This is a genomic window from Variovorax sp. LjRoot175, assembly GCF_964253805.1.
Classification (GTDB): Bacteria; Pseudomonadota; Gammaproteobacteria; order Burkholderiales; family Burkholderiaceae_C; genus Variovorax.
Genome location: NZ_CAXURY020000004.1, coordinates 211350 through 232856, shown reverse-complemented (window position 1 = coordinate 232856; position 21507 = coordinate 211350). Strand labels below are relative to the sequence as shown.

The 21507-nt window shown below is 64.1% G+C and carries 20 protein-coding genes; 1 reads left to right on the top strand and 19 read right to left on the bottom strand.

The annotated features are described in order from the left end of the window. Nucleotides 1-2: 2 nt before the first annotated feature. The 8 genes from ACSQ89_RS42210 to ACSQ89_RS42175 form a co-directional block, all read right to left on the bottom strand. Nucleotides 3-1898, bottom strand: coding sequence for a hypothetical protein (locus ACSQ89_RS42210; RefSeq protein WP_436298096.1), 1896 nt, complete (start codon nucleotides 1896-1898; stop codon nucleotides 3-5). A 122-nt stretch (nucleotides 1899-2020) separates the two neighbouring features. After that, on the bottom strand, nucleotides 2021-2617 hold the full coding sequence (locus ACSQ89_RS42205; RefSeq protein ID WP_436298095.1) for a hypothetical protein: 597 nt from the start codon (nucleotides 2615-2617) through the stop codon (nucleotides 2021-2023). 44 nt (nucleotides 2618-2661) lie between these two features. Further along, nucleotides 2662-5265: a DEAD/DEAH box helicase gene (locus ACSQ89_RS42200; RefSeq protein ID WP_436298094.1), complete on the bottom strand. Its 2604-nt coding sequence runs from the start codon at nucleotides 5263-5265 to the stop codon at nucleotides 2662-2664. A gap of 111 nt (nucleotides 5266-5376) precedes the next feature. Then, nucleotides 5377-6015, bottom strand: a complete 639-nt coding sequence (locus ACSQ89_RS42195) for a hypothetical protein (RefSeq protein ID WP_436298093.1) — start codon at nucleotides 6013-6015, stop codon at nucleotides 5377-5379. Between the two features lie 261 nt (nucleotides 6016-6276). Further along, complete coding sequence (locus ACSQ89_RS42190) at nucleotides 6277-7167, bottom strand: DUF6884 domain-containing protein (RefSeq protein WP_436298092.1); 891 nt, start codon at nucleotides 7165-7167, stop codon at nucleotides 6277-6279. A gap of 2 nt (nucleotides 7168-7169) precedes the next feature. After that, on the bottom strand, nucleotides 7170-8357 hold the full coding sequence (gene rdgC, locus ACSQ89_RS42185; protein ID WP_436298091.1) for a recombination-associated protein RdgC: 1188 nt from the start codon (nucleotides 8355-8357) through the stop codon (nucleotides 7170-7172). Then, nucleotides 8354-8518, bottom strand: coding sequence for a DUF4326 domain-containing protein (locus ACSQ89_RS42180; RefSeq protein WP_436298090.1), 165 nt, complete (start codon nucleotides 8516-8518; stop codon nucleotides 8354-8356). Before ACSQ89_RS42180 ends, rdgC begins: the two co-directional genes overlap by 4 nt. A 151-nt stretch (nucleotides 8519-8669) precedes the next feature. Then, nucleotides 8670-8948, bottom strand: a complete 279-nt coding sequence (locus ACSQ89_RS42175) for a hypothetical protein (RefSeq protein WP_436298089.1) — start codon at nucleotides 8946-8948, stop codon at nucleotides 8670-8672. A 504-nt stretch (nucleotides 8949-9452) separates the two neighbouring features. Between ACSQ89_RS42175 and ACSQ89_RS42170 the strand changes: the two genes are divergently transcribed. After that, nucleotides 9453-9821: a M23 family metallopeptidase gene (locus ACSQ89_RS42170; RefSeq protein WP_436298088.1), complete on the top strand. Its 369-nt coding sequence runs from the start codon at nucleotides 9453-9455 to the stop codon at nucleotides 9819-9821. Nucleotides 9822-10072: 251 nt separating this feature from the next. Here ACSQ89_RS42170 and ACSQ89_RS42165 read toward each other — a convergent pair whose 3' ends face one another. From ACSQ89_RS42165 to ACSQ89_RS42115, 11 genes are all read right to left on the bottom strand, one after another. Then, complete coding sequence (locus tag ACSQ89_RS42165; protein ID WP_436298087.1) at nucleotides 10073-10465, bottom strand: hypothetical protein; 393 nt, start codon at nucleotides 10463-10465, stop codon at nucleotides 10073-10075. Between the two features lie 230 nt (nucleotides 10466-10695). Further along, on the bottom strand, nucleotides 10696-10944 hold the full coding sequence (locus ACSQ89_RS42160) for a hypothetical protein (RefSeq protein ID WP_436298086.1): 249 nt from the start codon (nucleotides 10942-10944) through the stop codon (nucleotides 10696-10698). 7 nt (nucleotides 10945-10951) lie between these two features. Beyond that, nucleotides 10952-11383, bottom strand: coding sequence for a hypothetical protein (locus ACSQ89_RS42155; RefSeq protein ID WP_436298085.1), 432 nt, complete (start codon nucleotides 11381-11383; stop codon nucleotides 10952-10954). Beyond that, nucleotides 11380-11607, bottom strand: coding sequence for a hypothetical protein (locus ACSQ89_RS42150; RefSeq protein ID WP_436298084.1), 228 nt, complete (start codon nucleotides 11605-11607; stop codon nucleotides 11380-11382). Before ACSQ89_RS42150 ends, ACSQ89_RS42155 begins: the two co-directional genes overlap by 4 nt. A 790-nt stretch (nucleotides 11608-12397) precedes the next feature. Beyond that, complete coding sequence (locus ACSQ89_RS42145; protein WP_436298083.1) at nucleotides 12398-13420, bottom strand: hypothetical protein; 1023 nt, start codon at nucleotides 13418-13420, stop codon at nucleotides 12398-12400. Nucleotides 13421-13759: 339 nt separating this feature from the next. After that, nucleotides 13760-14122 carry a helix-turn-helix domain-containing protein gene (locus tag ACSQ89_RS42140; protein WP_436298082.1) on the bottom strand — a complete coding sequence of 121 codons (363 nt, stop codon included), beginning with the start codon at nucleotides 14120-14122 and terminating at the stop codon, nucleotides 13760-13762. Between the two features lie 324 nt (nucleotides 14123-14446). Beyond that, nucleotides 14447-14929 carry a hypothetical protein gene (locus ACSQ89_RS42135; RefSeq protein ID WP_436298081.1) on the bottom strand — a complete coding sequence of 161 codons (483 nt, stop codon included), beginning with the start codon at nucleotides 14927-14929 and terminating at the stop codon, nucleotides 14447-14449. Nucleotides 14930-14931: 2 nt separating this feature from the next. Beyond that, nucleotides 14932-15423 (bottom strand): hypothetical protein, encoded by a 492-nt coding sequence (locus tag ACSQ89_RS42130; RefSeq protein WP_436298080.1) that lies wholly within the window; start codon nucleotides 15421-15423, stop codon nucleotides 14932-14934. Continuing rightward, entirely contained in the window at nucleotides 15416-18922 is a 3507-nt protein-coding gene (locus ACSQ89_RS42125) for a hypothetical protein (protein WP_436298079.1), read from the bottom strand. Before ACSQ89_RS42125 ends, ACSQ89_RS42130 begins: the two co-directional genes overlap by 8 nt. Nucleotides 18923-19760: 838 nt before the next feature. Further along, a complete protein-coding gene (locus ACSQ89_RS42120; protein WP_436298078.1) occupies nucleotides 19761-20852 on the bottom strand; it encodes a hypothetical protein in 1092 nt (363 codons plus the stop codon). Nucleotides 20853-20913: 61 nt separating this feature from the next. Continuing rightward, nucleotides 20914-21507 carry a hypothetical protein gene (locus ACSQ89_RS42115; RefSeq protein ID WP_436298077.1) on the bottom strand — a complete coding sequence of 198 codons (594 nt, stop codon included), beginning with the start codon at nucleotides 21505-21507 and terminating at the stop codon, nucleotides 20914-20916.

The following is a 21507-nucleotide window of genomic DNA, read 5'->3' as shown; positions in this document are numbered from 1 at the left end:
CCTCAGCCCATCGGCGCGGGCGCGCGATCCCCCTCATCCTCTTCCTCGTAGGCGAATTCCGTCCCGTCGTCCAACTGCACCAGCTCATCCTCGTCGAAGAGTGCAACCTGAGCCGGTGCGGGAACAGGTTGCCCCATTCCTTGGCTCCGCTGTTCCTCGAGCATCTCCAAAAGCCGTTCGCGCTGCACCTCGCCGACGAGGCCATGGCGCTGCATCCACTGCGTGCGCTGGGCGATGGCATGCCACCGGCCGATGCTCGCGTGAGCCGGTGCCACGATCCCCATGCTCAAGTAAGTGCTCATGGCCTGGGTGCGGTCAGCGCCATCGTGGTGATACCGATCGATGTACTCCTCGCCCATGAGCACGACGAAGTCGGCCGCGCTCTCCTCGTCCACCTCGAACGAATCCTCGGTGTCCCAGGCCGTCGTGAACTCGCCGCTGGACAGCTGCTTCACGTCGAACCCACAGGACTCGTGGAACATCTCATGCGCGTGCGAGCGGATGCCGCCGGACAGCATGCGATCGCGCTTCGGATCGCCTGTACGCCGGTCGTCCTCCCATGCGCGGCCCACGTGCACCTTGCCGTACTTGGGAACAGGAGTTCGCGGCAGCGGGCCGGTAATCGGCGGATCGCTGAGCTTGCCGTCCATGACCTCGAAGAAGATCTTGAGCGCGTGGAAAGGCTTGTGAATGCCGTACATGCTCCACTGGGCATCGATCGCGACGAGCTCGCGAAACCCCATGATCGTGAAGCGCGGGGGAATGCCGAGCTGACGCGCGGCGGCCTGTTCCCTAACCTGGGCAGTGAGCGTATAACGTAGTAGGCGGTCGAGCATCGTTGGCGAATACACATCGGCACCGACTGCCACATTGCCGTCTGCGTCGATGGTCCTGCCCAGGAAATTGCGCGAGTCAAAATCGTACTGTGTGTTCGCGATGAAGTTCCGAAGTCGGTTCAAAGATCGCATGAAACCGTACCTCTCAGGGTCCGATTCGATCATCTGCTCAGCGCTCTTATCTTTCCCAACGGCCACGCAAGCCCAGCAACCCGAGCGAGCACCGCATCCACCTTTTTGCTCTGAAGCCGCTTCAGCCATGCGCATATCGCCAACGACAGCGCAACTCGATCCGCCGGCGTCCCTGTAGAACTGAAGGGTCTCCGAGAAATCGGAGTACGTTTCGATCATCCCCGCTGACGCGTAGCCAAGGTACTCGAACACGTCATCAGCTGACCAATGAATGATAGGGCTCAAGCCGAGGCGCCCCTTCGCGTTCGTCCAGATCTCGGAGGCACTCTCGCCGCGCGCGCGAATGTTCGCTTCGCGCGCTGCGGATTCGTCCAGCCGCACGCCGGTCATGACCACCGGTTGCGCAGCCGTCTTGTCCTTGCGCAGTTCTGCGAACACCTCGTCCATCAGACGATTGCCACTGTCTACCTTCCAGTCTTTCGAGCAGTCCCGATTTCCGGTGGGGAATGAGGGCAGCGCGCGGCCGCCGATCACGCGCACGGGCCAGGACGTGTAGAGGCTAGGTTTCCCGACGCGGATCTGCAACGGCAGGCCATTTGCGCGCGCGTAGTCGGCCATCTTCGCCAATTCACCATCGGCCAACAAACGAACGGCCGGAGATTCCACGCCGGTGTCTGTGTGCACGACAAGCATGGGTGGCACCGCCAGCCCCGACTTCCTGCGCTCGACCGCGACGGTCAGCACCAGGCTCACCAGGACGGAGGAGTCCTTGCCCGAGCTCCACCCTATCACCGCGGGCGATCCCGAATCCATCAGGCCGCTGATCACGCGCATGGCCTCGGCGGCCAACGGGTGGAACTCCCCGATCGTGGTGAAGCGTTCCACAAGCGGGGAGGTGGGCGGCGCTGGCTGCGTGACGGTGTGGTTCATCTCGAATCGGTCGTAGTGCCGATTCAAGATATCCAGCGAGTCTCAGATCGCCCAGGATGAATTAAGTGTCGCGATCCTGCGCTTTTGTGGTTGCGAGCGAGAGATGGGCAGTCCTTGCGCGATCAGCCTGCGACCTCGAGGACCGCAGCGTCTTGGGCCGCCTGCGCTGCGGGCCATCGTGCTTTGAACGCTGCGAGCCGGGCGGCGTTTTCGTCCTGCGAGAGTTTGCTCGACCAGACCACCTCCTCGCCGAGTTCGATGCGCGCGAGCCGCGGGAACAGCGTTTCGCCGTCTACCTTCTCCTCTTTGCGCCACTCATCCGGGACGTCCGCCCATTGGGACTTGTGGCTCTGGGGCTTCGTGAGGTTGTACTTCCGGGCCTCCTCGGTCTCGACCACGGGACGCTGGAAGACACGGGACAGGATCTCGATCACAAGTGAGCTCTCCGCCGTCACGCTGTACGACTCGGCCGCGCGCCGCGCATCGTTATCGAGTCCCTGGGCCGCGGTAAGGTAGCCGTAGAAGTCGTTGTGGGTCGACTCGTGCCTCAACTCCTCGCCGCCATGGACGAATCGAAGTACGGCCTCCGACTCCTGCAGCCAAAGGATCTCGCGTTCGAACTCGAAACGGCGGCGCTCGCCGCCGATCGTGGACCACTCCACGAAGGTCTCGCTGGAGCGGCGCACCATGGGGCAGGAACTGTAGAAGAGGTTTTGCATGAAAGGCCTTGTCGGTGGCGCCCGCCTCGGCGGGCCGGAATGTCCTACCCGCGTGGTGGGAACGATCTTCGAGGAGGGAAGCCCGGCACAGCCGCAGGATCGAGCTTGGCCGCTGGCGCAGGCCGAGGTTCAGCCGAGGAGAAGTCAAAGCCTGCTTGCATGCGCTCGATCGCACCGGGCGGAAGCGGGGGCGGGGTGGCTGGTATGCGAGCCACCGACGCAGGAAACCGAGCGACAACTGGCGGCACGTTCGCCGGCGGACGGACAACTGGCCGTGCCGGCAACACGCGGAAGCCCAACTGCTGGCCCGGTGCCCCAGCTTGTGGATGGCGAGCAGGAGCTACCACAGGTGCTGACGCTGGTGCCGCGGCCGGCGATCGCGGCTTGAACGATCCGGGAGGCGCAGGCAGTTTGGAAGGTGCCAATGGAGTGGCCGCCTTGACCGTGCGCACGCCAGCCGCCACGGCCTGGCGCAGCTTCTCAACTTCCTTACGCACGCGTCGCATCAACACGTCTGCCTCGTTGGCATCCGCCACGTCGGCGGCCCCTGGCTCGCCGGCGGCAGCCGTCGCGGTCGCGATGCCAAGGAAGTCCGCTGGCGCAATCTTGGTGAGCCGGAACACGCCTTGTGAGGAGCCGGTCTGGCTGTCATCCACGTACGAACCGAAGCCCCGCTGCTTCATGTCGATCTCGGCCAGGCGGAAACCATTCGTGGTGAGCTTGCAGGCCATCAGCCGCTCGAGGGCCGGGTCTTCCAGTGCCTCGATCGATTCGACCATCATGAAGAAGTCGGCAGCGCCGCCGTTGCGCACCAGGCGCCCACGCAGCTGGTGAAGCTGCGACAGGCCCAGCCGATCGGCATCCCGGATGACGACCAGGCCGATGTCCGGAATGTCGATGCCGGTCTCCACCACCACGGATGCCACCGCGAGTGGCTTCTCGAGGCTGTGGATCTGCTGGATCGCGCTCTCCTTCTCGTCGTCGGAAAGCAGACCATGGAGTGCCACGACCTTTCCAGGGAACGCTTGTTCGAACGTCTCCGCCGCGGCGACGACGCCCTGCGCCGTGCGAGTCGTGTCTTCCGTGACCGCTCCCAAGTCGAGCTGCGCGCCCTCCTTCGAGGCCTTGGCCTTCTTCGTGACCTCGACGCTGTCGACCCGCGGATAGATCACCAGCACGCGCCGGCCCGCCGCGATCGTGTCGCGAATCGACCGGGTCACGACGCCGCGACTGCCAACATCGACGATGTGGCTCGTGATCGAGCGCTCCACCGGCGCCTGGCGCAGCGTGAACACCTGCATACCGTCGAAGAACACCGTCGCGAGGGATCGCGGAATCGGTGTCGCCGTCGCCTCGATGACATGGGTGGCCGGACCAACCAGCGCGCCGCGCGTCTGCACCGAGAGCTTGTGCTGCTCGTCCATCACCAGGACGTTGGGCACGATGCCCGCCTTGGCGCATGCGCTCGTCAGGCCACTCGTGCCGACCAGGATGTGATCCTTGTTCCGGATCTTCTTGCCGGCCTCGACGCGCTCGACGCCGCGGATCTCGCCGGCGAAACGGCGAGTGATCTGTTTGGCGATCTGGTTGGCCAGGATGATGGTGGGCGCCATGATCGCCACGCTCGCGCCGTTTTGGTGGGCCACGACCGCCGGCAGAAGGAACGTGAGCGTCTTTCCTGTGCCCACATCGCCAGGGATCAGTCCGTTCATGGGAACCGGAGAACGCAGCGCGCTGGCGATTCCCAGGATTGCCGCGCGCTGATCGTCGGTCAGGGTCTCGGACTGCTTGGCAGCCAGGTCGAGCACCTGCTGGTCAGGAACGATGAGGGGCGCGTCTCGATGAGGCTGGCGCTTGCTCTGGGTGCGGGCCGCCGTCCGAATCGAAGCCGCGTCGATGCGCTGCGCGAGCTGCAGGGCACGCTCACCTGCTTCGACTGACGCAGGTCGATGCAAGGCAAGGAGCAGCTCCCGCAGGTTCGCGAAAGTCGGGACGCCGTCCGGCAGATCGGCCTGGTCGTACTGCACGCAGGCGAGCACGCCCGCTTCGTCTAGTTGCATCGCGGAGACGATGTGCCGCTCGCATTTCAGATATGCGCCTTCCTTGCCGACGACCGCGTGCACGGCGCCGGTGACCGCCTCGCCCGTCACTCGACCTGGCATGCCCAGGTATCGCGCCCAGATGCCGCCGATCGCGCCGCTGTGCGGCTGCTCCGCACCGGGCTCGACGTAGAGGTTGTCGCCGAATCGCTTCACGGTGCCCAAGAAGTGGACCTTCGACCCCACTTCGGTCGAGCGCCAGCCCCAGGGGGCGAACGAGTTGAGATATGCGATGCGTCCCGTCCCGTCCGCAACTTCGATCTGCAAACGACCGATGTTCTTCCAGAATGGGTACTGCTTTTCTTGGAGCTCCGCCATGGAGGTGATGACCCTCCCGCCCCAGCTCGCCGCCGACTTGTCCTTGTTGACCGCCTTGACGCGATCGGTGACCACGAGACTCAGCAAGTGGGACGTCTTGCCCGTGTGATCAGCCTCGTCCAGGTCCGTGATCGAGCTCCTGCAGTCGACATACCCGGACGGCACGCAAAAGAGCGCCAGGTCGGGGTCGACAAGCTTGAGACGTGACAGGAAGGTCGGGGTGGAGGCCATGTGCGCGCCGCGGCACACGGCGAATCTTGATTCTTTCGCACAAGAATATCGGCACAGACGCCGAATGCGCAAGGTTGCTCGGCCGGTTTATCGACGGAGCCGCGTGCTCAACTACGCCCGGCGCCGCCCCACAGAGCGAGCAACCGCCAGCACGGTGCCTTCGATGCCTGAGGGGAAGGGCACGCCATGCTTCACTTCGTCGTCCAGGTACACCAGCGCGTGCTGGGGTGTCTCAGGGATCCAGACGGCAAACTTAGCGAGCCAAAGCTGTACATGCGCCTCCAGGGCGCGCAATTGCTCACCGAGCTCCTGCATGACTGGATCCTTGGCACTCGTGATCTTGAAATCGGTGTCCTCGCGCAGCCATGCAAGCGCCGCCTCGTTGATCGGCTTCAAGCCCGCAACTGTGTAGCCGCGAATGACGGCGTGCATCTCGCGTTCTTGGACGGTGAGCGATTGGAATGCGTGCGAGAAAACTGCCTCAAAGCCAACGTGGCTGGCGGCGAGCGTCGGGTCACGCGCCGCGATGGACTCCTGCAATCGATCTCGAATGTCGGCCTGGACCTTGAAAACAGATCTGCCGACCAGCAACAGGGAAAGAAGGGTCAAGAGCCGGGCTTCTCTCGCCCGGCGCTCCGCAGCCAGCGCTTTGATCCAATCGTAGATTTGCTTAGCGATGAAGCTGACCCCGGACACGATCGCGACGACCAGAGCCGAGGCCAGCTCGACGCGAATGGCTGTCAGATCCATCGCCTGTCCTCCAGGTCCTGCAAGCGCCTCGTCTCGCGGCGGGTGGGCGAGTCGCTGGTGCCTTTCTGCATCTCAGCGCTCGCGCCCTTTTTTCGATTGGCCTTGCGGCCGCAATTGCCATTGCTGAGGGCGGATTCTGCGCGCGACGCTGCATTGCGGCAAGCGCCCGCGCACCAAGTGCTCGTCGAGGCTGTGTTGAACGTAGCACTTACGCCGCACGCGAAGCTATCAAACGGCTTCTGGACGTCCTTGCCGACCTAGTCAGCTCCTCGGCGCCAACGATTCGCTCTCGCCCTCCTCCTCCGTCAGAAGATCCAGCGGCGCGTCACCACCGCCCGTCATTTGTCTGAGCCCGGGGTTGGGCTGCCAGATCTCATCGGGATCGAGATAGTGCTCGGACTCGGCCACCGCCGATTGCACGCATCCAGCTCGCTCGAGATTTTCGACACCGATCCACGCGGCGCGGTAGGCCTGCGCCGGCCGCGACTTCCCGTTCGCAAGTGGCGGCCGGTCGTCCTCGAACTCAACGCTCGCCGTCGGGCCCCCTGGCCCGTCGAAGATCTCTTCGACGCGCGCGAACTTCGGTCCGGCCTTGCCCACATACCTTCCGGACGTGCGGACACGATCGCCAACTCGTAGGCCCCATGCTTCCCTCAGACAGGGGGTGCCGTTCTGGTGATAGCCGGCGTAGGGGCTCGGAATCGAAGACGGGTCGCGCGCAAACTGGCCGAGCTGGGAACGCTGCGTCCCGATGCCACCCGACACCTCGGAGATCTGGAGATGCCGAGCTAGCTTGCCGTTGTGGATCAGCGCGCCGACCATCGCCCTCATCATGTGTCGGTAGTGGCCACCCCCTGCGATCAGGATCCTTGTCGCATGCTTCGGCCAAGGAATCCCATTCACGAACTGATCCAGTTCGCAGTACAGCTCCCGCGCGCGGGCTTCCGTCAACTTCCGGTCGTAGGGCTCGATGACGGCTGCCCCTTCAACGAATCCATAGAGGGCCGACAGGACGACGATGTGCGGCATCCTGTCCGGGTCGACGTTGGCACGCAACGACTGCCACATCACGCCCTGGTAGAAGTCCTGGGCCGGAGCGGGGTAGTCAAGTTTCGTACCCGAACAAGGCATGAGGATGAGGGGCCGCTCCATCGTCAGCCCACCTTGAGAACGCGGCGTGAGCCGTCGCCGGCCATCGGGGAAACAACCTGGCGCGACTCGAGCTTCTCCAGCAACCGGGCCGCCTGGTTGTAGCCGAGCTTGAGGTGGCGCTGGATCAAGGAAATGCTGGCGCGGTCCTGCGCTCGGACGACGAGCACAGCTTGGTCGTACAGATCGTCGTTGCCGGGCGCGGCCTCACCCTCCCCCAACGCGACCGATGGCCGGGCCCGTGGCTGGGGCTGGGGCTGGGGCTGGGGCTGGGGCTGGGGCTGGGGCTGAGGCTGGCCAAGGGTCATCTCGCCGCCGAGCACTTCGACGAGGTCGGCGATCAGGCCCGAAAGCTCGCCAGTGCCGATGGCCACGTCGGCATCGAAGTCGTCCGCCTTGGGGCCGGTCTTCTCGTTCACGCCTTCCAGAAACTTGATCTTGCGGATCGCGAAGCCCTCGGTGAGCTGAATCGACACCCGGTCTTTCCAGGTCAATGCGAGGCGTGTGGGCATCTTGCCGGCCTGGACGTGAGCGCGAACCTCTTCAATGTCGAGAGGGTGGTTCCCGTATCGCACCACGGCCTTCGATTCGTCGGTGGAGCGCAGCTCGACCTCGCGATCGACGGTGAATCCCTCCGGCGGTTCCTGGGTGATGAGCCAAGCGGCCATGGCGTCCGATGGAGTCGTTGCCGTGTTGATCAGGGTGAAGGCCAGCCCTTCCACGCCCTTGACCAGTGCGGTGACCACACTGTCGGCGCGGCTCATGCTTGCGGTGTCGAGCACCATCAGGCCCTTGGACGGGTCGATCCAGACGGTAGTGGCACCCTGCTTCGGGAAGGCAAGCGGCAGCAGTTCGTGCACCACGTCCTCCTTCAGCTCCTTCTTCTCCTTGCGTCCAGGCTTGCGGCCGGTTGTCTCCTCGATCTGCTTGACGCGCTGGTCGACTGCGCGCTTCACGGCGGCTGCCGGTACCGACCTTGTCTCGGTCACGAGTTTGGCGATCCACTGCCCACCCACCGACTCGAGCATGGGCCCATGGGCTTCGCCGCGCGGTGGCGTCCAGCCGGACGATTCTTCTTGGGTGGGGCTGCACTCGATGAAGGGAAGTTTCTGCAGGGCCTCGTTGATCAAGGCGGCGGTGTGTACGGACGGATCGATGCTGATGCGAAAAATGATCGCGTTGGAGATGGTCATGGGAAGTCTGCGAGTCGGGAGGTTGGTTGGATGCGGGATTGCAGTGGCGGCGCGGGGTCTTCGTTGGCGATGCGCAGCAGAACGTCCGCGTGGCATGCCTCTGGTGCCCACCAGCACACCAGGTCCTTGCCGCGCAACTCGGCTTTCGCGGCGGCAAGCAACTCAGGGTTGGCCCGCAGGAAGGCTTCGAACCGTGCCAGCGGTTGCCGTGGCGGCCGATCACGAATGGATTGCCAAAACGGCTCGGCCGTCCGACGTAAACGGCATCATTCGGCATGCCACCACGCTTGCTGAGGACGCGGGGTCGTTCGCTCACAACTTCGGCGCCTCACGCACGAAGACGTAGCCGTCCTTCTTGCCGTTGAAGCGATCGCTCCGTGCATGCGAGACGCGCCCGGTGGCCATGTTCTTGATGCCGATGTCCTGGACGACTGCAACCTTGTTGCGGGCGAATAGATGCTTGCGCGGCGCGCTCATCTCTACGACCTCGATCCGCGGAGCGGTCGGGATCCGTGGATCGGCCTGCGCCCAGACCTGGCCGATCGCGATGGGGCGGATGGGCGCCTTGATGATCTCTTTGGGTTGATTCATGATGCGTGCCTTATTTTCTCCGCATTAGAGTATCAAACTGCGTGCAAATAATGCAATGTTCTTCGCGGACGTTTTTCCTCTCACATGCTGGTATCGGCGCTCAGGTACCTCTTTCGACATACAGTGACGCCCATGAGTGATGAGAATCCACCGCCCGAGGCGTGGCGGCCAGCCGTCCTGGCCCGACTCGCCAGTGGCATTGCGCTGCTGATCCTCTTCGGCTGTGCGACCCAACCCGCCCCGACACGTGCATCAAAGGCCGCACCGTCCACGGCCGCCGAGGCCAATGCGCCATCCGCAGCTGCGCGAGCTGCGCCACCCTCAAGCGCTTCGAAGGTGCGGCCAACTACCGGCCCGCCGAGGAAGGGCGCTCGCGCCAAGCCTCAAGGCTCAGAGCGCCAGGCTCGCGCCGACACCGCGACGCAAAAGCCTCGAGCCAGCTCGAGCGGTGATGCGCCCGTAGACCCTTCCCAGCGAAGCTTTCTCCGCCCCGCCGCCGGCCCGGTGCTGACACGATTCGACGGGAGGGCAAACAAGGGCGTGGACTTCGCGGGGGCAATGGGCGATCCCGTGTACGCGGCACGCGGTGGGCAGGTTGTTTTTGCGGCGCAGGGCCCGCGCGGATACGGGCAGCTGGTCATGATCAAGCACGACGGAGCCTTCATGACCGCCTATGCCCACAACAGCCAGGTGCTGGTCAAGGATGGCCAGAAGGTTCAGCGCGGCCAGGTGATCTCGCGGATGGGGAGCACCGACGCAGACCGGGTGAAGCTGCACTTCGAGCTGCGACGCGGTGGCGCGGCGGTGGACCCGCTGCGCTACTTGACAGCCCAAGAGTCGCCAAGGGCCTCCGCACCGCAAGAGAGCCCGTAGCTGCAGGGGCGCCTGGCTAGCCGCTTTGCGTCCGGATGATCAACCGAGGCGCATCGCCTCCATCTCGGATGAAAGCGACCCTGGCGGTTCAGCTGAGACGTAGCGTCGACGTATCGCCGACTCGCGCTTACACAGCTGCCCTATGGCGCTGTGCACTTGGCTTGCTCAGCTATCTCATTGAGGAACTTGCCGTAGTTCTTCTTAACATCCCGAAATCGCTCGCATAGAACTTTGCTTTGCTGGAAGGCCGTTCAAAAGGGCACCTTCCAGCCGTCGATCTGTCCAAGGCCTCCCTGCATGTATGCGTAGGTCAAGATTGCGTCCATTGCCTCGAGGCGGGCGTCTCCGAATGCAAGTACCGCTTGGGCATCTTCTTCCCCTTGAGGTAGCGCAACGTTCGAGGTGAAGTACGGGCGCAGCTTCGGCCGATCGATCAGCAGGCCTACGTGGTCGCTCCAAACAGAGGAGATCTTCTGGTAGACGCCTTGGAGAGCATTCCTGTTGGCGACTTCGAGTTGGTCACTTTGGTTTTGCCACTGTAAACCGGCGAAGCCGATGGCGAAAATGCCGAGAATGGAGACGGCGAATTTCCATTTCTCCAAGCGCAGCTTGATCTCTTCGCGCACTTCCGAGCGGTCAGTCATTTAGCCTCCAGGTGGTCCGGGACAGTTGTCTTCGCAGAGCATAAGGGTGTCGGACGCATCGTGGAAGACCGGTAGCACTTACTCGATTGGCTCCGGCAGGTCGGCGCTGCACTCCTCCTCCTGGGATTCCGTGCTGGTCACGGCGAGCTATCGCTGTGTCTAGGCTTCGACATATGCAGACGGGTGGGTGGCGGTCAATCGCGCCCCTCCACGCGCCGCGCGCCGGCGGTTCACCAGGTCTTGGCCGGCGTGCGCCTCTCGTACTTGCCGCCCGTCATCACCGCATCACCCGCCCGGCGACACTCCTCCCTCTCGGCCTGGCTGAGCTTCTCGTTGGACTTCAGCCGCTCCTTGCAGGCGTCGAACATGGCCTTGGCCTGCTCGGGATGGGCCTTGTACCACTCGAACGTGTTCGCAGCAGCGCCGTGCACGCCAGCTAGTAGCGCCAGGCCCAGCATCGCAATCGTCTTCTTCAACATGAGATCCTCAGTCGGGTTTCGTAAAGGTCGGTGAGTTTGAAGGCTCAGCGCCCCGGGCTCGAACGGTACGCGGCACGCGCCGGTACTTGGGCTTTGGCTCGTACTTGGTGTCAGCGACCTTGTACGCGATGAGCACGTCCCAGCACTCGGCGTTGCTCGGGACAACAGGACCTGCGTCCCCATCTATCGCTCCGGGCGCCGGCGCGATCGCGAGCTGCTCGACGATCTTGCAGGGCACCGCGATGTTGTCGCCGCTGTTGTAGTGGTCGAGGTGAGACAAGACCGTCGCGCGGTCATATCGGCCGGCCCACGACAAGGGGTACGCGTATCCCGCATGGTTGGGACGCCAGAAGGCGATGTACCGGTGCTCCTTGATGCCGTGACTGAGGTTGGCCACGTAGAAGTGCGTTGCCGTGGCCACGATGTCCTGCGCCTTCATGCCGGCCGCTCCTGCCCTGAACGATCGGCGCCTCCAACGTCCTGCGGATAAGCATCCTCGCGGTCCTCGTGGGCGACGCCCTCCTCCGGGGTGTCGGCCCAGACCTGCGCCGCCTCGATGGTGCCAATGCCTGTGTGCCAGGCCACCTGGGCGTGGTCCACCGCCCAGGCCTGCAGAGGATCGGCGCCGTCGATCTGTTCGTTGCGCACCCACTGCTCGCACATATCTCGCGAAAGCGTTCCATCCAGGTCGTCGGCACTGGCTCGCCCGCGTAGCCTGGCTTGCGATCAAAGTACGGCTTCCCCAGCGCGCGCGCCGCCGCCGCCGCCGCCACCGTCATGGGATTCGCTTCAATAGCTGAGGCCAGGCGAACGGTTCGCAGCGTCAGGTCGCGGGTGGTCCGGGCAGACCTCGAGGCGAAGTTCTCGCACTCAAGGATCTGCTCATCAGTCAGTGGCGCTCCGGGCGACCGCGCCTGGGCAGAGAGCCTGCGTGCCGCGGCGACCAGATGGTCGTTGCCGCTCGCGGCCGAGCTCGGGAGGCAGTTGAGCTCGACGGCCAACTTCCAGACCAGGTCCCGCCAGGGGTTCTCGCTGACAGGTTCGTCCAGGGGCTCTTCGCCACCGGCGGTGGGGGTCAGACGTCCTCCTTCGCTTTCAGGGTTTCCGCCAACAGGCCGGGGAATTCCGAGGACGAGCGCCTGGAACTGCGCTCTGCGCGCTGCGGCCACTCTCTTCACATCGGCGTCCAGATCTCCGAAGGGGAGGTCAGCCCTGCTGCGCTGCAAGGTCCAGCCGCGTCGAGCGAGGAAGGTGAGGAAACGGTCCACCACGTAAGCGTGCCCCGCCACCGGCGTAACCTCGAAGAGCTGCTCGACCCGATTCTGCGCACCACCCGGGTCGCCCGTGCCCTGGAGCGTGTGCATCGCGCCAAACACTTCCTTCTGATCGTGGAAGTCGCGCAGGGCGGGCGGCAGGTGCTTTCCTGCCTTGAGCCATGCATCCAGATCTCCGCTCATCGTGGCGCCTCAGTCGGTACTGGCCACACTGCGCCCGACACGAGCAAGGCAAACGCCTCCAGCTGCTCGAACGTCAGGCTTACCCCGCGCACCGCGCGCAATGGCACTGGCGAATACGCCACAGCGCCGCAGTGGCCGGCCATGGCTCGCAGCTCGCTGCGCACCGTCTCAGGCAAGTTGAGCGCATCGGCGTCGGCCAGAGGCTCACGCTTTCGCGTACGCCACTCGACCTCGAATGTGCGAAGGGCTTCTGCGGGGATGAGCTCGCGCATCAGCACCAGCCGCTGCACGGCGCGGTCGAGCGATTCCTTGTAATGCGAAGCCTCGCGTCCTTGTGCCACGCGCAGCAGCACGTCATGAAGGTGCGTCAGGCGGTCGGCCTTGTCGCCGAAGCCGCTGCTTCGAACCATGTCCTCGACGTAGAGGAGTGCCTCCAGGTCCTCCTGAGTAACCACCGCGGGATCAGGAGCCTGCGGGTTGTGCGACAAAACTCCGGACTCGGCGGGCGCCAGCTCCTCTGCCAGAACGGTAGAGCTGGCGGGGCCGGCATAGAGGCATGTGCCATCGGGCAAGCCTTCGGCGGCATGCGTCCATTGGAGTGTGCGAGCACCCAGTTTGTTGACGACCTTCGCTACTACTGGAAAGGGCGAACGAAGGCGCTTCAGTTCATGCAGCACCAGTGCGAGCGATTCCCCTTCTGATGGATACAGCGGCTCTGCGGTCGCTCGCGCATTCAGTGCCTCGAGCTCAGCGACGGATGCATCCAGTGCCGTCCGCTCGACAAGACGCAGAACCTCGCCTTCGGCCAGGCAAGGGTAGCCATCCAGGTTGTTGGCGATCTCATCGAGCAGTTCGGCCAGCGCGAGATTGGGGCGGAGGCCTGCATCCGAGTCGCTGTCACGTGCCGACCGTGCGTCCTCGCGGATCCACGCGGCAGCGACTGCCCTGTTCTTCGCGTCGGTTCGCGTTAGAGCGTCCGCCAAGCGGATCGATATTGTTGCCGGGGTCGAAGCCGTCATAGTGCTGTTTGGGCGGTGGTGGAGTTTGTGTCTGGAAATAGCTCTCCAGTTCAAGATATCAGTCGACCATGGGTTTGCGATAGGTGGTGGATCAGTTCCACGCTGGAGTCTTTGGCTACCCCGTTCCCTGTGTCGGACCGTAGGAGATGGCACCGTCCGCCTAAGGCGCAGCACGCCTTTTCGCCCAGCTCACATGAAGTCGGTGGAGCCGAACGCGACCCTCCTCCGAGCGCATGGTGACCAGCACCATGCATTCGCTGGGTACGGCGCGCGCGGCAGCCTCTTCGAGGCTCGTGGATACTGTATCGGCCCCGTTCATGAGGTGAGGCGCTTGCGTGCTCACCTTGAAACGGGACCCATGGCCTTCATGATTGCAGCGTACGCGTGCGCGAACGCAGCCGGGTGCTCCAAGAGCAGTTCCCGGCGGTCTGGCGTGAAGTTCAACATCGTCGTGGGCCTAGGTACGCGCCCAGGCATGCACGCGAAGTCCGCGCCAAGAACACCTGCCAGATGGGTGATCATGCGTCGGTTCGTGGAATCGCCGCGTTCCACCGCAATGACGGTGGACTGCGACACGTTGGCTCGACGCGCTAGATCCACTTGGGTCCATCGCTTCGCGGTTCGCAGTGCACGGATGCGCTCTCCGTAGAAAGCTGTCGACCTGATGGCTATCATCTCGGAGCCAAGAAGGCGCTTGTTCATGATGTTCCTCGTGGGACCAGTTGTGATGTCCAAAACAAGGTACCAGGGAGAGTGGAGTTCGGTAAGGTCTCACCGTTCGAAGTTCAGCATCTCGCGCACCTTCCTGTTGGTCACGCGGTAGCAGGCAGCATCGCGCCGTATGTACCAGCCTGGCAGTAGACGCAGCTAGCAAATGGGCACTAGGTTGGGCGGAGCGGGAGGTCTGTCGGCCGGCATGCTGGCCGGAGAAGGAGAGCAGCCAGCGGAAAGTCCGGCGACAAAGATCTACAGAGCGGCGTCGGCGGACCTTCGAGGCTCAGTGCGCTGATGGCTGGAAGCAGGCGATCAGCCGCGCGGCCTTTCTACCTCTTCTTCCTCTGATTCGTCGCGCGTGGGCAGCGTTGGCCCAGGCAAGATGAACTGCGCAGAAGACGCAGCCTGCTCGGCGGCCATCCATTCCCGACATTGCGCCCGACCTTCACTTCCGAAAACGGCACGTACTGCGTTCGACCAGTTGGACCGCTCCATCCGGATTCGCAGCTCCTTCAGCGTCGAGGCCAGTCGCGCGTTGTCGGATGTCATCGCTTGGAGGCGATATCCAATGTCGCGTGATTCCTTGCACTTGACTCCCCGAGCGGAGTCGAGCCGTCGGAGCTCCATCTGCAACCGAGCAGTCTCGGCAGCTTGCAGATTCTTTCTGGCGAGAAGCTCTTGCTCCGCCTCGACATCCGGCATGTATTGGACGCGCTCCAGAAACCCTTCTATCGTGGCGACGCGCGCCCAGTTGCTGCCGGGCAACTCGTTCTCTTGATCCAGGAGGGCGCTCATCATCAACCCATCCGCTCAGTCGAATGATCAGCCGGTTCACTCTCGGCCTCGCTGCCGAGCTCGTGGTCGAGACCGTTGAGTCCGAGGTAACTGCGAGCGACAGACGCCTCGAGGCGATCGCGAACAGCCAGCTCAAGCTCGATGAGTGCCGCGATGCCATCTGCCGCCGAACCCTCGTCGCTCGGATTCGCCAGCTTGAGATAGACGTTGTGCGCGGTGCGCGTCAGAGTGACGCCGCGCTGGTCGGCCGCAGCAAGGGACAGCGCTCTGAGGAGCTCGGCGTAGCTGAGCGTGACCTGAGCGATCGGCTGCCTGTTGTCGGGCACCGGCCGGGCCGCCGGAGTGCGTTCGCCCGCGCCCTGGTGCGCATGTCGACGCGCACGTTGGCTATCGAGCCGACGCTGTAGCCCCATACGCGCCGAGGCAAGATCGTCCTCGGGCGTCCATTGGCGAGTGCCGTAGTCGATCGCCCGGCGAGCCTTGTCGTCAACCACGGGGGGCCTCCGCTGTTTCGAGTTCTACCTGCTCAACTGCGTCCGCCGGTGGTGTCCCTTCGACAGGAGTCGCCGCGCGCGCACCCACGTCGCCCAAGGAACCGGTCATCTGAAGCTTTGAGTTGATGTAAATGAACTTGTCCGGATCCGTGAAGTGGCTCTTCGGGCGGATGAAGCGGAAATAGGTGCTCACCCCGCCGCGAACGATCTCGAGCCCGCCCTCGACCGCACCGCGCACCTCGGCCGCAAGGGGCGACTTCCGGGAAACAACAATTGTGTCGGCGATCGCGTCGGCCATCGCGTCGTCGATGCCTTTCCAAGGTTCTGCCTTGACGACCTTGCCGTCGACTACACGGGTGCGGGCGACCAGTGCAGGACCTCCCACGGCGGGCGCCTTGCGGGGCACCTTGATCAGCGCGGAGGTGATGGGATTGCCAACCTGCAGTTCGACGACCACGTGGCCGGTCGGGAGTTCTGCGTCGGGCTCACGCGCCTTGGCCCACTCCTCGCGGGTGTAGCGGCTGCCGGCAGGGAGGTCCTCGTGCGGCCAGACATCGGCCTTCGGGTAAGTGACCGGAATGCCGTTGGCTTCGTAGCGCGGTTCCTCGAAGAGCTTGGCGAAGTCCTGGTGTTGGCCGTTCGCGCGCGCTTGGTCAGGCGACAACCGGGGCGGCCCGCCAAAGCCAAGGGGCTGGGTGGGTGCGGAGACGGCTCTGCGCACGGGGGCGAACCCTACTTCTCCCGATGCTGCCGGATCGACTGATGCGGGAACTGGGCTGGTGCGTGCCTTCCCCAGCGACGTGGGGCGGTTGAACCCGAAGCCACGTCCGACACCTGGGGCGATCGGAGCGCGCGCGTTGGCTCCGCGCGCGAATGCCAGGACTGGCGCTGGCCGTGCAGAGGCAAATACGGCGGCAGATGAGACCGAGGAGACCGATGCGGCAGGACCACCCGCCTCGTCGGACGGTTGCTCCGCCTTGGTCACCCGCGGCGAGGAGGCGCCAGGCGCTTCCGCTTCGGTGAATGAATCGAGGTAGCCGTCGTCAAGGTCCGGCATGCCGGCTTGCTCCGAGTCATCCGGTGAAGGTTCGCCCCAGGACTCGATGAGATCGGGAGGAATGACGCCGGTTGCGATCCGCGCAACATCCTGCGGCGTACTTGACGCGGCCTCCAGCGGAGCAGTAGGTGTCGTGGACGCGGGCTCGATCACGGGATCGTTCGCACTCACCAGAAGCGGATCCTTGTTCTGGGCCTTGCGGGCCTTGTTCAAGAGTGAACGCTTCGACGCCTTTTTCCCCGCTCCCACAATGGAGACGGATGCAGGTTCGTCTGGGCTCGGCTGTTCGGAAGGAAGCGGATTCATGGTAGGCGCCTGGTTCGCCGGATTGTCCCGCATCTGACTTATAGAACGGAATAATGTTTTGGCAACTCGTTCCGACTCCGATGTAAGGATCGAATCGGCGCCCTCCTCCTGCCGATCTCCGCCGCTCGCCATGCCGCCGCCTATCGTGTCGGCCACGCACGCCGGCCACGCCGGCGGGAGGACGTCCGGAGCATCGGTCGCGCCGGCGCGATCACCTGTCTTACGCAGCAACCGCTCCAACACTGCGTTCATCCCGCGGCGACCCTCCGCCTGCGTTTGCAGCGCTTGATCGACGGCGGCCGCGGTGGCGCGCTCGTTGTCCTGTTTGAACGCCTCGGTCTTCGCGTCGAGCCAGGCCTGCACGTCCTCCGCGCTACCGTCCCCGGTGTATCCGTTGCCGCGGAGCCCCTTGAGGAAGCGTGCTTGCTTCCTCTTCGCGTTCAGGCGATTCCGAGCCTCCAGCTCGTCGGGGGTCAGCTCTGCTGCTTTGCGATAGGCCCTTGCCGGAGCCTCGCCTCGTTTGCGGGCTTCGGCAAGGCGGACCTTGTCGTCGTGACGCTTGAAGAACTTGCGGACCTGGTCGGTCCCGAGCTTCAACTCGTGAGCAATCCAGGCGCACAACTTCTGCTCCGGCACTGAGGTATCTCCACCCTTCAGCGCCGCGACACGCTCGTCGCGCAGTCGCAGCGCCTGGTCGTTCCACGAGTGGCGAACCGCGCGGCGCTCGGCGCGGCCTACCACCTGGCGATCGGCCCGCGCGCGCTTCTCGTTCTGATCGATAAGCGTGCGCATATCCCGCATCTCGTCGCCTGTGATGCCGAAGACGTTGATGAGGTAGTCGTTCGAAGGCGTGTATTTCGGATCCCACAGGCCGCCCGCGTGACGGACCTTGTGGCCGGCCTCACTCGCCTTGATTCGACTGACCAAGGTGTCCAGCGAACCGGACTTCTCAGGATGCTCGAACCCACGAGGCCCAGGCAGATCGGCGCCGTCGAACGCCCGCATCAGTCCATCGATCTCGCGATAGACGTTCTTCGAGTTCACGACCCGAGCTTGAGCCAGGAAGTTGACCATCCAGAGCATGGTCAGATCGCGCGAGCCCTCTTGAACACCGGTACCGCCAGTCGCCTCAGCGCGCCGATGCATGAGGTCGCGCAGGTCGAGGAAGCGATTCCAGGCCAGTGAGACACCGGAGAAGCCATTGCCCTTCCCTTCGGCCCTGGCCTTGGCCTCGAGGTCGAGGCGAGGGAGGCGCGTGGTTCCGAACTCTTCGAGGAGGCCGAGGTCGCCGCGCGCGCCCGGCGGCAGAATGAAGTCCGGGACCAATCTGTTGCGGCCAGCCAGATGCGCTACCTTCGCGCCCGCCTTCTTGATCGCCTTCGTGGTCTCCAGGTCCAGCAAGTTGACGGTTTGCCACAGCGTTTCGAACGAGTGGCGCTGGCCGCCATCCCAGACGACGCCGACCAGGCCACTGCCCGCGCGCCTCTGTTCGGCTATCACTTTGCCGTTCATTGTGTTCACGACGCGGAGCACGCGCGCTGCATCGGTAGCCTTGATGTCGGCGCCGAGATCCACATAGAGCTGGCTGAGGGCGCGCTGGACCTGATTCCAGGCCGGCAGCAGGCTGTCAGGAACCGGCTTGTCGAGGAGCCACTTCAGATAGAGACCGCGGCCCGAGGAGACGACGTGGCTCGGAGCGGGGATCCCAGCGAAACGCGCTCTTGCAATGAGCTTCTCGACGAACTCCGGGGTGGGGTCAATGCCTTCGTTGTAGCAGTCAAGGTCCACCCAAGCGACCTGGAGCGACTTGACGTTGGAGATCTGGCGCGACCTCTTGCTCGCATACAGCGCGTTGCCCACATAGAAATCCGGGAGGCGCATCTTCTCTGCAGCTGCGATCACCTCGTTCAGCTGGCTAAGGTGGTAGCTCCGTTGGGGCTTCGCGACGCCGGGCCCCAGGTTCAAGATCGTGAAGAAGCCGCTGCGGGAAAGCTGCTCGGACGAATAGCCATCGACACCGAGCGCGCGCGAAGTCTCGAGCACACCCCCATAGGCCAACTGCGCCAACGTGGACGGCTCGCCGCCGCCCCCGCCGTCCAGATCCTCGTCTTCAAAAAGTAGGCCGCTGTCTTGCACTGCTCGTCGCAAACGAACGAGCTCCGGTGGCCGCGCAGGCCAATTTCGAGAATGCCGCGGCCCCGAGGACCACGCTCAACGTTCAACTACCGCGCCGAATATCCCCTTGACTGGTACAGGTTATGTTGTCGGCCAAAACAGGCTGCCGAATCTCCACTTGGTAGAGAGATGGTAGAAGTCTGGTAGATGTAGTGCTGGATCGCGCTGCGCAACGACCACAAGGCACGCGAGCACGGCGTCGAACGAGCTTCAGAAGAGGTCGTCGCGTTGACACTTGGTAGATGCATCTACCATAATCGCGCCAACGTTTTGCCCTTTGGTGCTTTTCACACTCTGGGTGGCGCGATTCGGTGGTGATGCAGCTCTGTGTCCCTCAATCCTGCTACCCGGTACTGAGAACTGCCTTGAAAGGCATCTTCCTCGGTACTGAGGCAGCGGTTGAGTTTGAACGCGAGGATCTTCGGACTTCGTTTCAGCCTTGATCGGTGACTTGGTCACCCGCAGCGAGCATTCTGGATTTATCCGGTGCTCGCTTTTTTTTGCCTTTCCGATTCATCACTCGCCTGATGGCAGGCGCACTCTCAACCCCGTGATGCAAATGGCGCGTGCGTGCCGAAGCAGCGATCGCCATCGTGCTGGCGGCCTGTCACCGGATGTGTAGCAGCCCGCCTCGATCTGACAAAGAGCAGCCCCGAGGGAGTTGTCTGTTCGCATCATTGTCGCTCCACGCACGAATCCTGCGCAATGTTTTGGCACGTTTTTACGTTTGTACCAGACTACTCGCGCGGCGTCGTAAACCAAAAGATGTCAGTTCGCGACGCCGCGTGTCGCCGAGAGCTCAGCGAGGGGCGTCGGCCGCCGGGCCTTCGTCGTCGAGCACCGGGGCCGCCAGGATGTACGGCTGGCCGTTCACCATCACGTCGCTGGCCGCGATGGAGGTGCGCACCTTGAGCGATTGCGGCACCAACGCCAGCACCCTCTCTGCGTTCTCCGCGCTGTCAGCCAGGACAGTGAACGACTCCACGTGCGTGTAGGTCACGGTGTCGCCTTCATGGCGGCCGTTGCAGGCGCTGGCGAGCGTCTCGTGCCCGGCAGCATTCAATGCGACCTCGCCGGCCACGGCAGTGGTCACAGGCTGGCCGGCAACGGGTTGCGGCACACCGGTAAGCCCGCTCCCGTAGTCGTCGTACTCGTCGTCGCCGCCGCCCTCCATGAAGCGCAGCTCCTTCGGCGCCGCGATCTGCACCGTGAAGAGCTCGCCGCCGACTCGAGTGATCTGGGCAACCGCATCGCGCGCCATGCGTGCCTCGTTGGCCAACGCGAACTTTGCCATGGGGTTGGCTGCCAGGCCGACGCTCGCGTAGAGCTGTTCCCAGCGCGCACCACTCAGATGCGCGAGGGTTGCCTTCAGAGGAGCGACAAGAGCGGTCGGTACCGAGATGGTGACCGTTTCCGGCAGACCGCCAATCGCCGACATCAGGTCGCGACGCTGCTGGTCCATGCCCGCGCCCGGCTCGGCGCCGTCGACGAGCTGGAGCAGGTAGATCGGCTTCAACAGCGGGTCGGTGCGGAATTTGCCATCTTCCATGCGACCGAAGACGCCGCCGAAAACCTGACCTTCGCGACCGCCGCTCGGCAGCATGATGGTGATCTGCTCGGTCGCCGGGGCCGCAGCCGCGCCGTCGGCCTGGCTAGCGGCGTCGGCGGCCGGCTGACCAGGTGCAACGTTTGCGGTGGTGCCCGGATGCTCGGACGCAGTCGTCAGCACCGCTTCAGCTGCGACTGGCGTCGACGCCACGGCAGACGATGCGGGAGCAGCTGGGGCCGCGGCGGGTGCCGTGGCTGGCGTTGGCGCGAACGCGGCGGAGCGGCCGAAACTGAATCGAATGGGCGGCTTGGTGCCGGCGGCTTGGGTTGCTGGGTTCGTCATGATGCTGTCGCTCCTGGTGAATGGCTCTTGGGAGATGCCGTGTTGCTGACTGAAAGTTGGTTCAGGCGCGGGGCGCCTGATGGGACTCTGTGGATTCGGACCGGGCCGTGCCGCGCGCACGGATTTGCTCGCCGATGGCCTGGATGTCGGGCATCGCGTAGAGCCGGTCCACGAGACGCCCGTCCGGAAGCGAGATGAACTGGGCCTCCACTTCGCCGCTGATGATGTCCGTCTGGACGATCAGCCTTGGGAGGCCATTCATGATTTCGACGTACGCGAGCATCTGCGGCAAGCCGACGAGCTGGTCGTCGCTCAATCCGGCGGGGCGAATCTCGAGCAGGCCTCGATGCGGGTCCATGGTCATGGTGTAGGTCGGTTCTGCCTCGACAGGCTCGGTGGTTCCGTCCTCCACGTCCCAGCGCTGCAGGGTGCGCTGAGTCGGCGCCTGGGCTGCGCGCTCGAGCTGGGCGATGCGGTCCTGTTGCTCGAGGAGCTTTTGGAACATGGCCAGCATCAGGCCATCGCCGTCGGCGGACATGTCCCGCCACGGTAGACCGTTCCTCAGTGCAGTGAAGGAAAAGCGGCCGTTCTGGGTGCCGAGCTCGATGGCGTACTTGCCGTCGGCGAGAGTGATGGAGTCGGTGGTGCTGGTCAT

Bases quoted from the DNA above. Each gene is read 5' to 3' on its own strand.
- rdgC (WP_436298091.1), bottom strand. From the start codon at position 8,357: ATGACCATCTCCAACGCGATCATTTTTCGCATCAGCATCGATCCGTCC.
- ACSQ89_RS42210 (WP_436298096.1), bottom strand. From the start codon at position 1,898: ATGAACCACACCGTCACGCAGCCAGCGCCGCCCACCTCCCCGCTTGTG.
- ACSQ89_RS42135 (WP_436298081.1), bottom strand. From the start codon at position 14,929: ATGAGCGCCCTCCTGGATCAAGAGAACGAGTTGCCCGGCAGCAACTGG.
- ACSQ89_RS42175 (WP_436298089.1), bottom strand. From the start codon at position 8,948: ATGAATCAACCCAAAGAGATCATCAAGGCGCCCATCCGCCCCATCGCG.
- ACSQ89_RS42150 (WP_436298084.1), bottom strand. From the start codon at position 11,607: ATGTGCGAGCAGTGGGTGCGCAACGAACAGATCGACGGCGCCGATCCT.
- ACSQ89_RS42145 (WP_436298083.1), bottom strand. From the start codon at position 13,420: ATGACGGCTTCGACCCCGGCAACAATATCGATCCGCTTGGCGGACGCT.
- ACSQ89_RS42205 (WP_436298095.1), bottom strand. From the start codon at position 2,617: ATGCAAAACCTCTTCTACAGTTCCTGCCCCATGGTGCGCCGCTCCAGC.
- ACSQ89_RS42120 (WP_436298078.1), bottom strand. From the start codon at position 20,852: ATGACGAACCCAGCAACCCAAGCCGCCGGCACCAAGCCGCCCATTCGA.
- ACSQ89_RS42195 (WP_436298093.1), bottom strand. From the start codon at position 6,015: ATGGATCTGACAGCCATTCGCGTCGAGCTGGCCTCGGCTCTGGTCGTC.
- ACSQ89_RS42165 (WP_436298087.1), bottom strand. From the start codon at position 10,465: ATGACTGACCGCTCGGAAGTGCGCGAAGAGATCAAGCTGCGCTTGGAG.
- ACSQ89_RS42200 (WP_436298094.1), bottom strand. From the start codon at position 5,265: ATGGCCTCCACCCCGACCTTCCTGTCACGTCTCAAGCTTGTCGACCCC.
- ACSQ89_RS42160 (WP_436298086.1), bottom strand. From the start codon at position 10,944: ATGTTGAAGAAGACGATTGCGATGCTGGGCCTGGCGCTACTAGCTGGC.
- ACSQ89_RS42115 (WP_436298077.1), bottom strand. From the start codon at position 21,507: ATGACCAGCACCACCGACTCCATCACTCTCGCCGACGGCAAGTACGCC.
- ACSQ89_RS42155 (WP_436298085.1), bottom strand. From the start codon at position 11,383: ATGAAGGCGCAGGACATCGTGGCCACGGCAACGCACTTCTACGTGGCC.
- ACSQ89_RS42140 (WP_436298082.1), bottom strand. From the start codon at position 14,122: ATGAACAAGCGCCTTCTTGGCTCCGAGATGATAGCCATCAGGTCGACA.
- ACSQ89_RS42190 (WP_436298092.1), bottom strand. From the start codon at position 7,167: ATGGAGCGGCCCCTCATCCTCATGCCTTGTTCGGGTACGAAACTTGAC.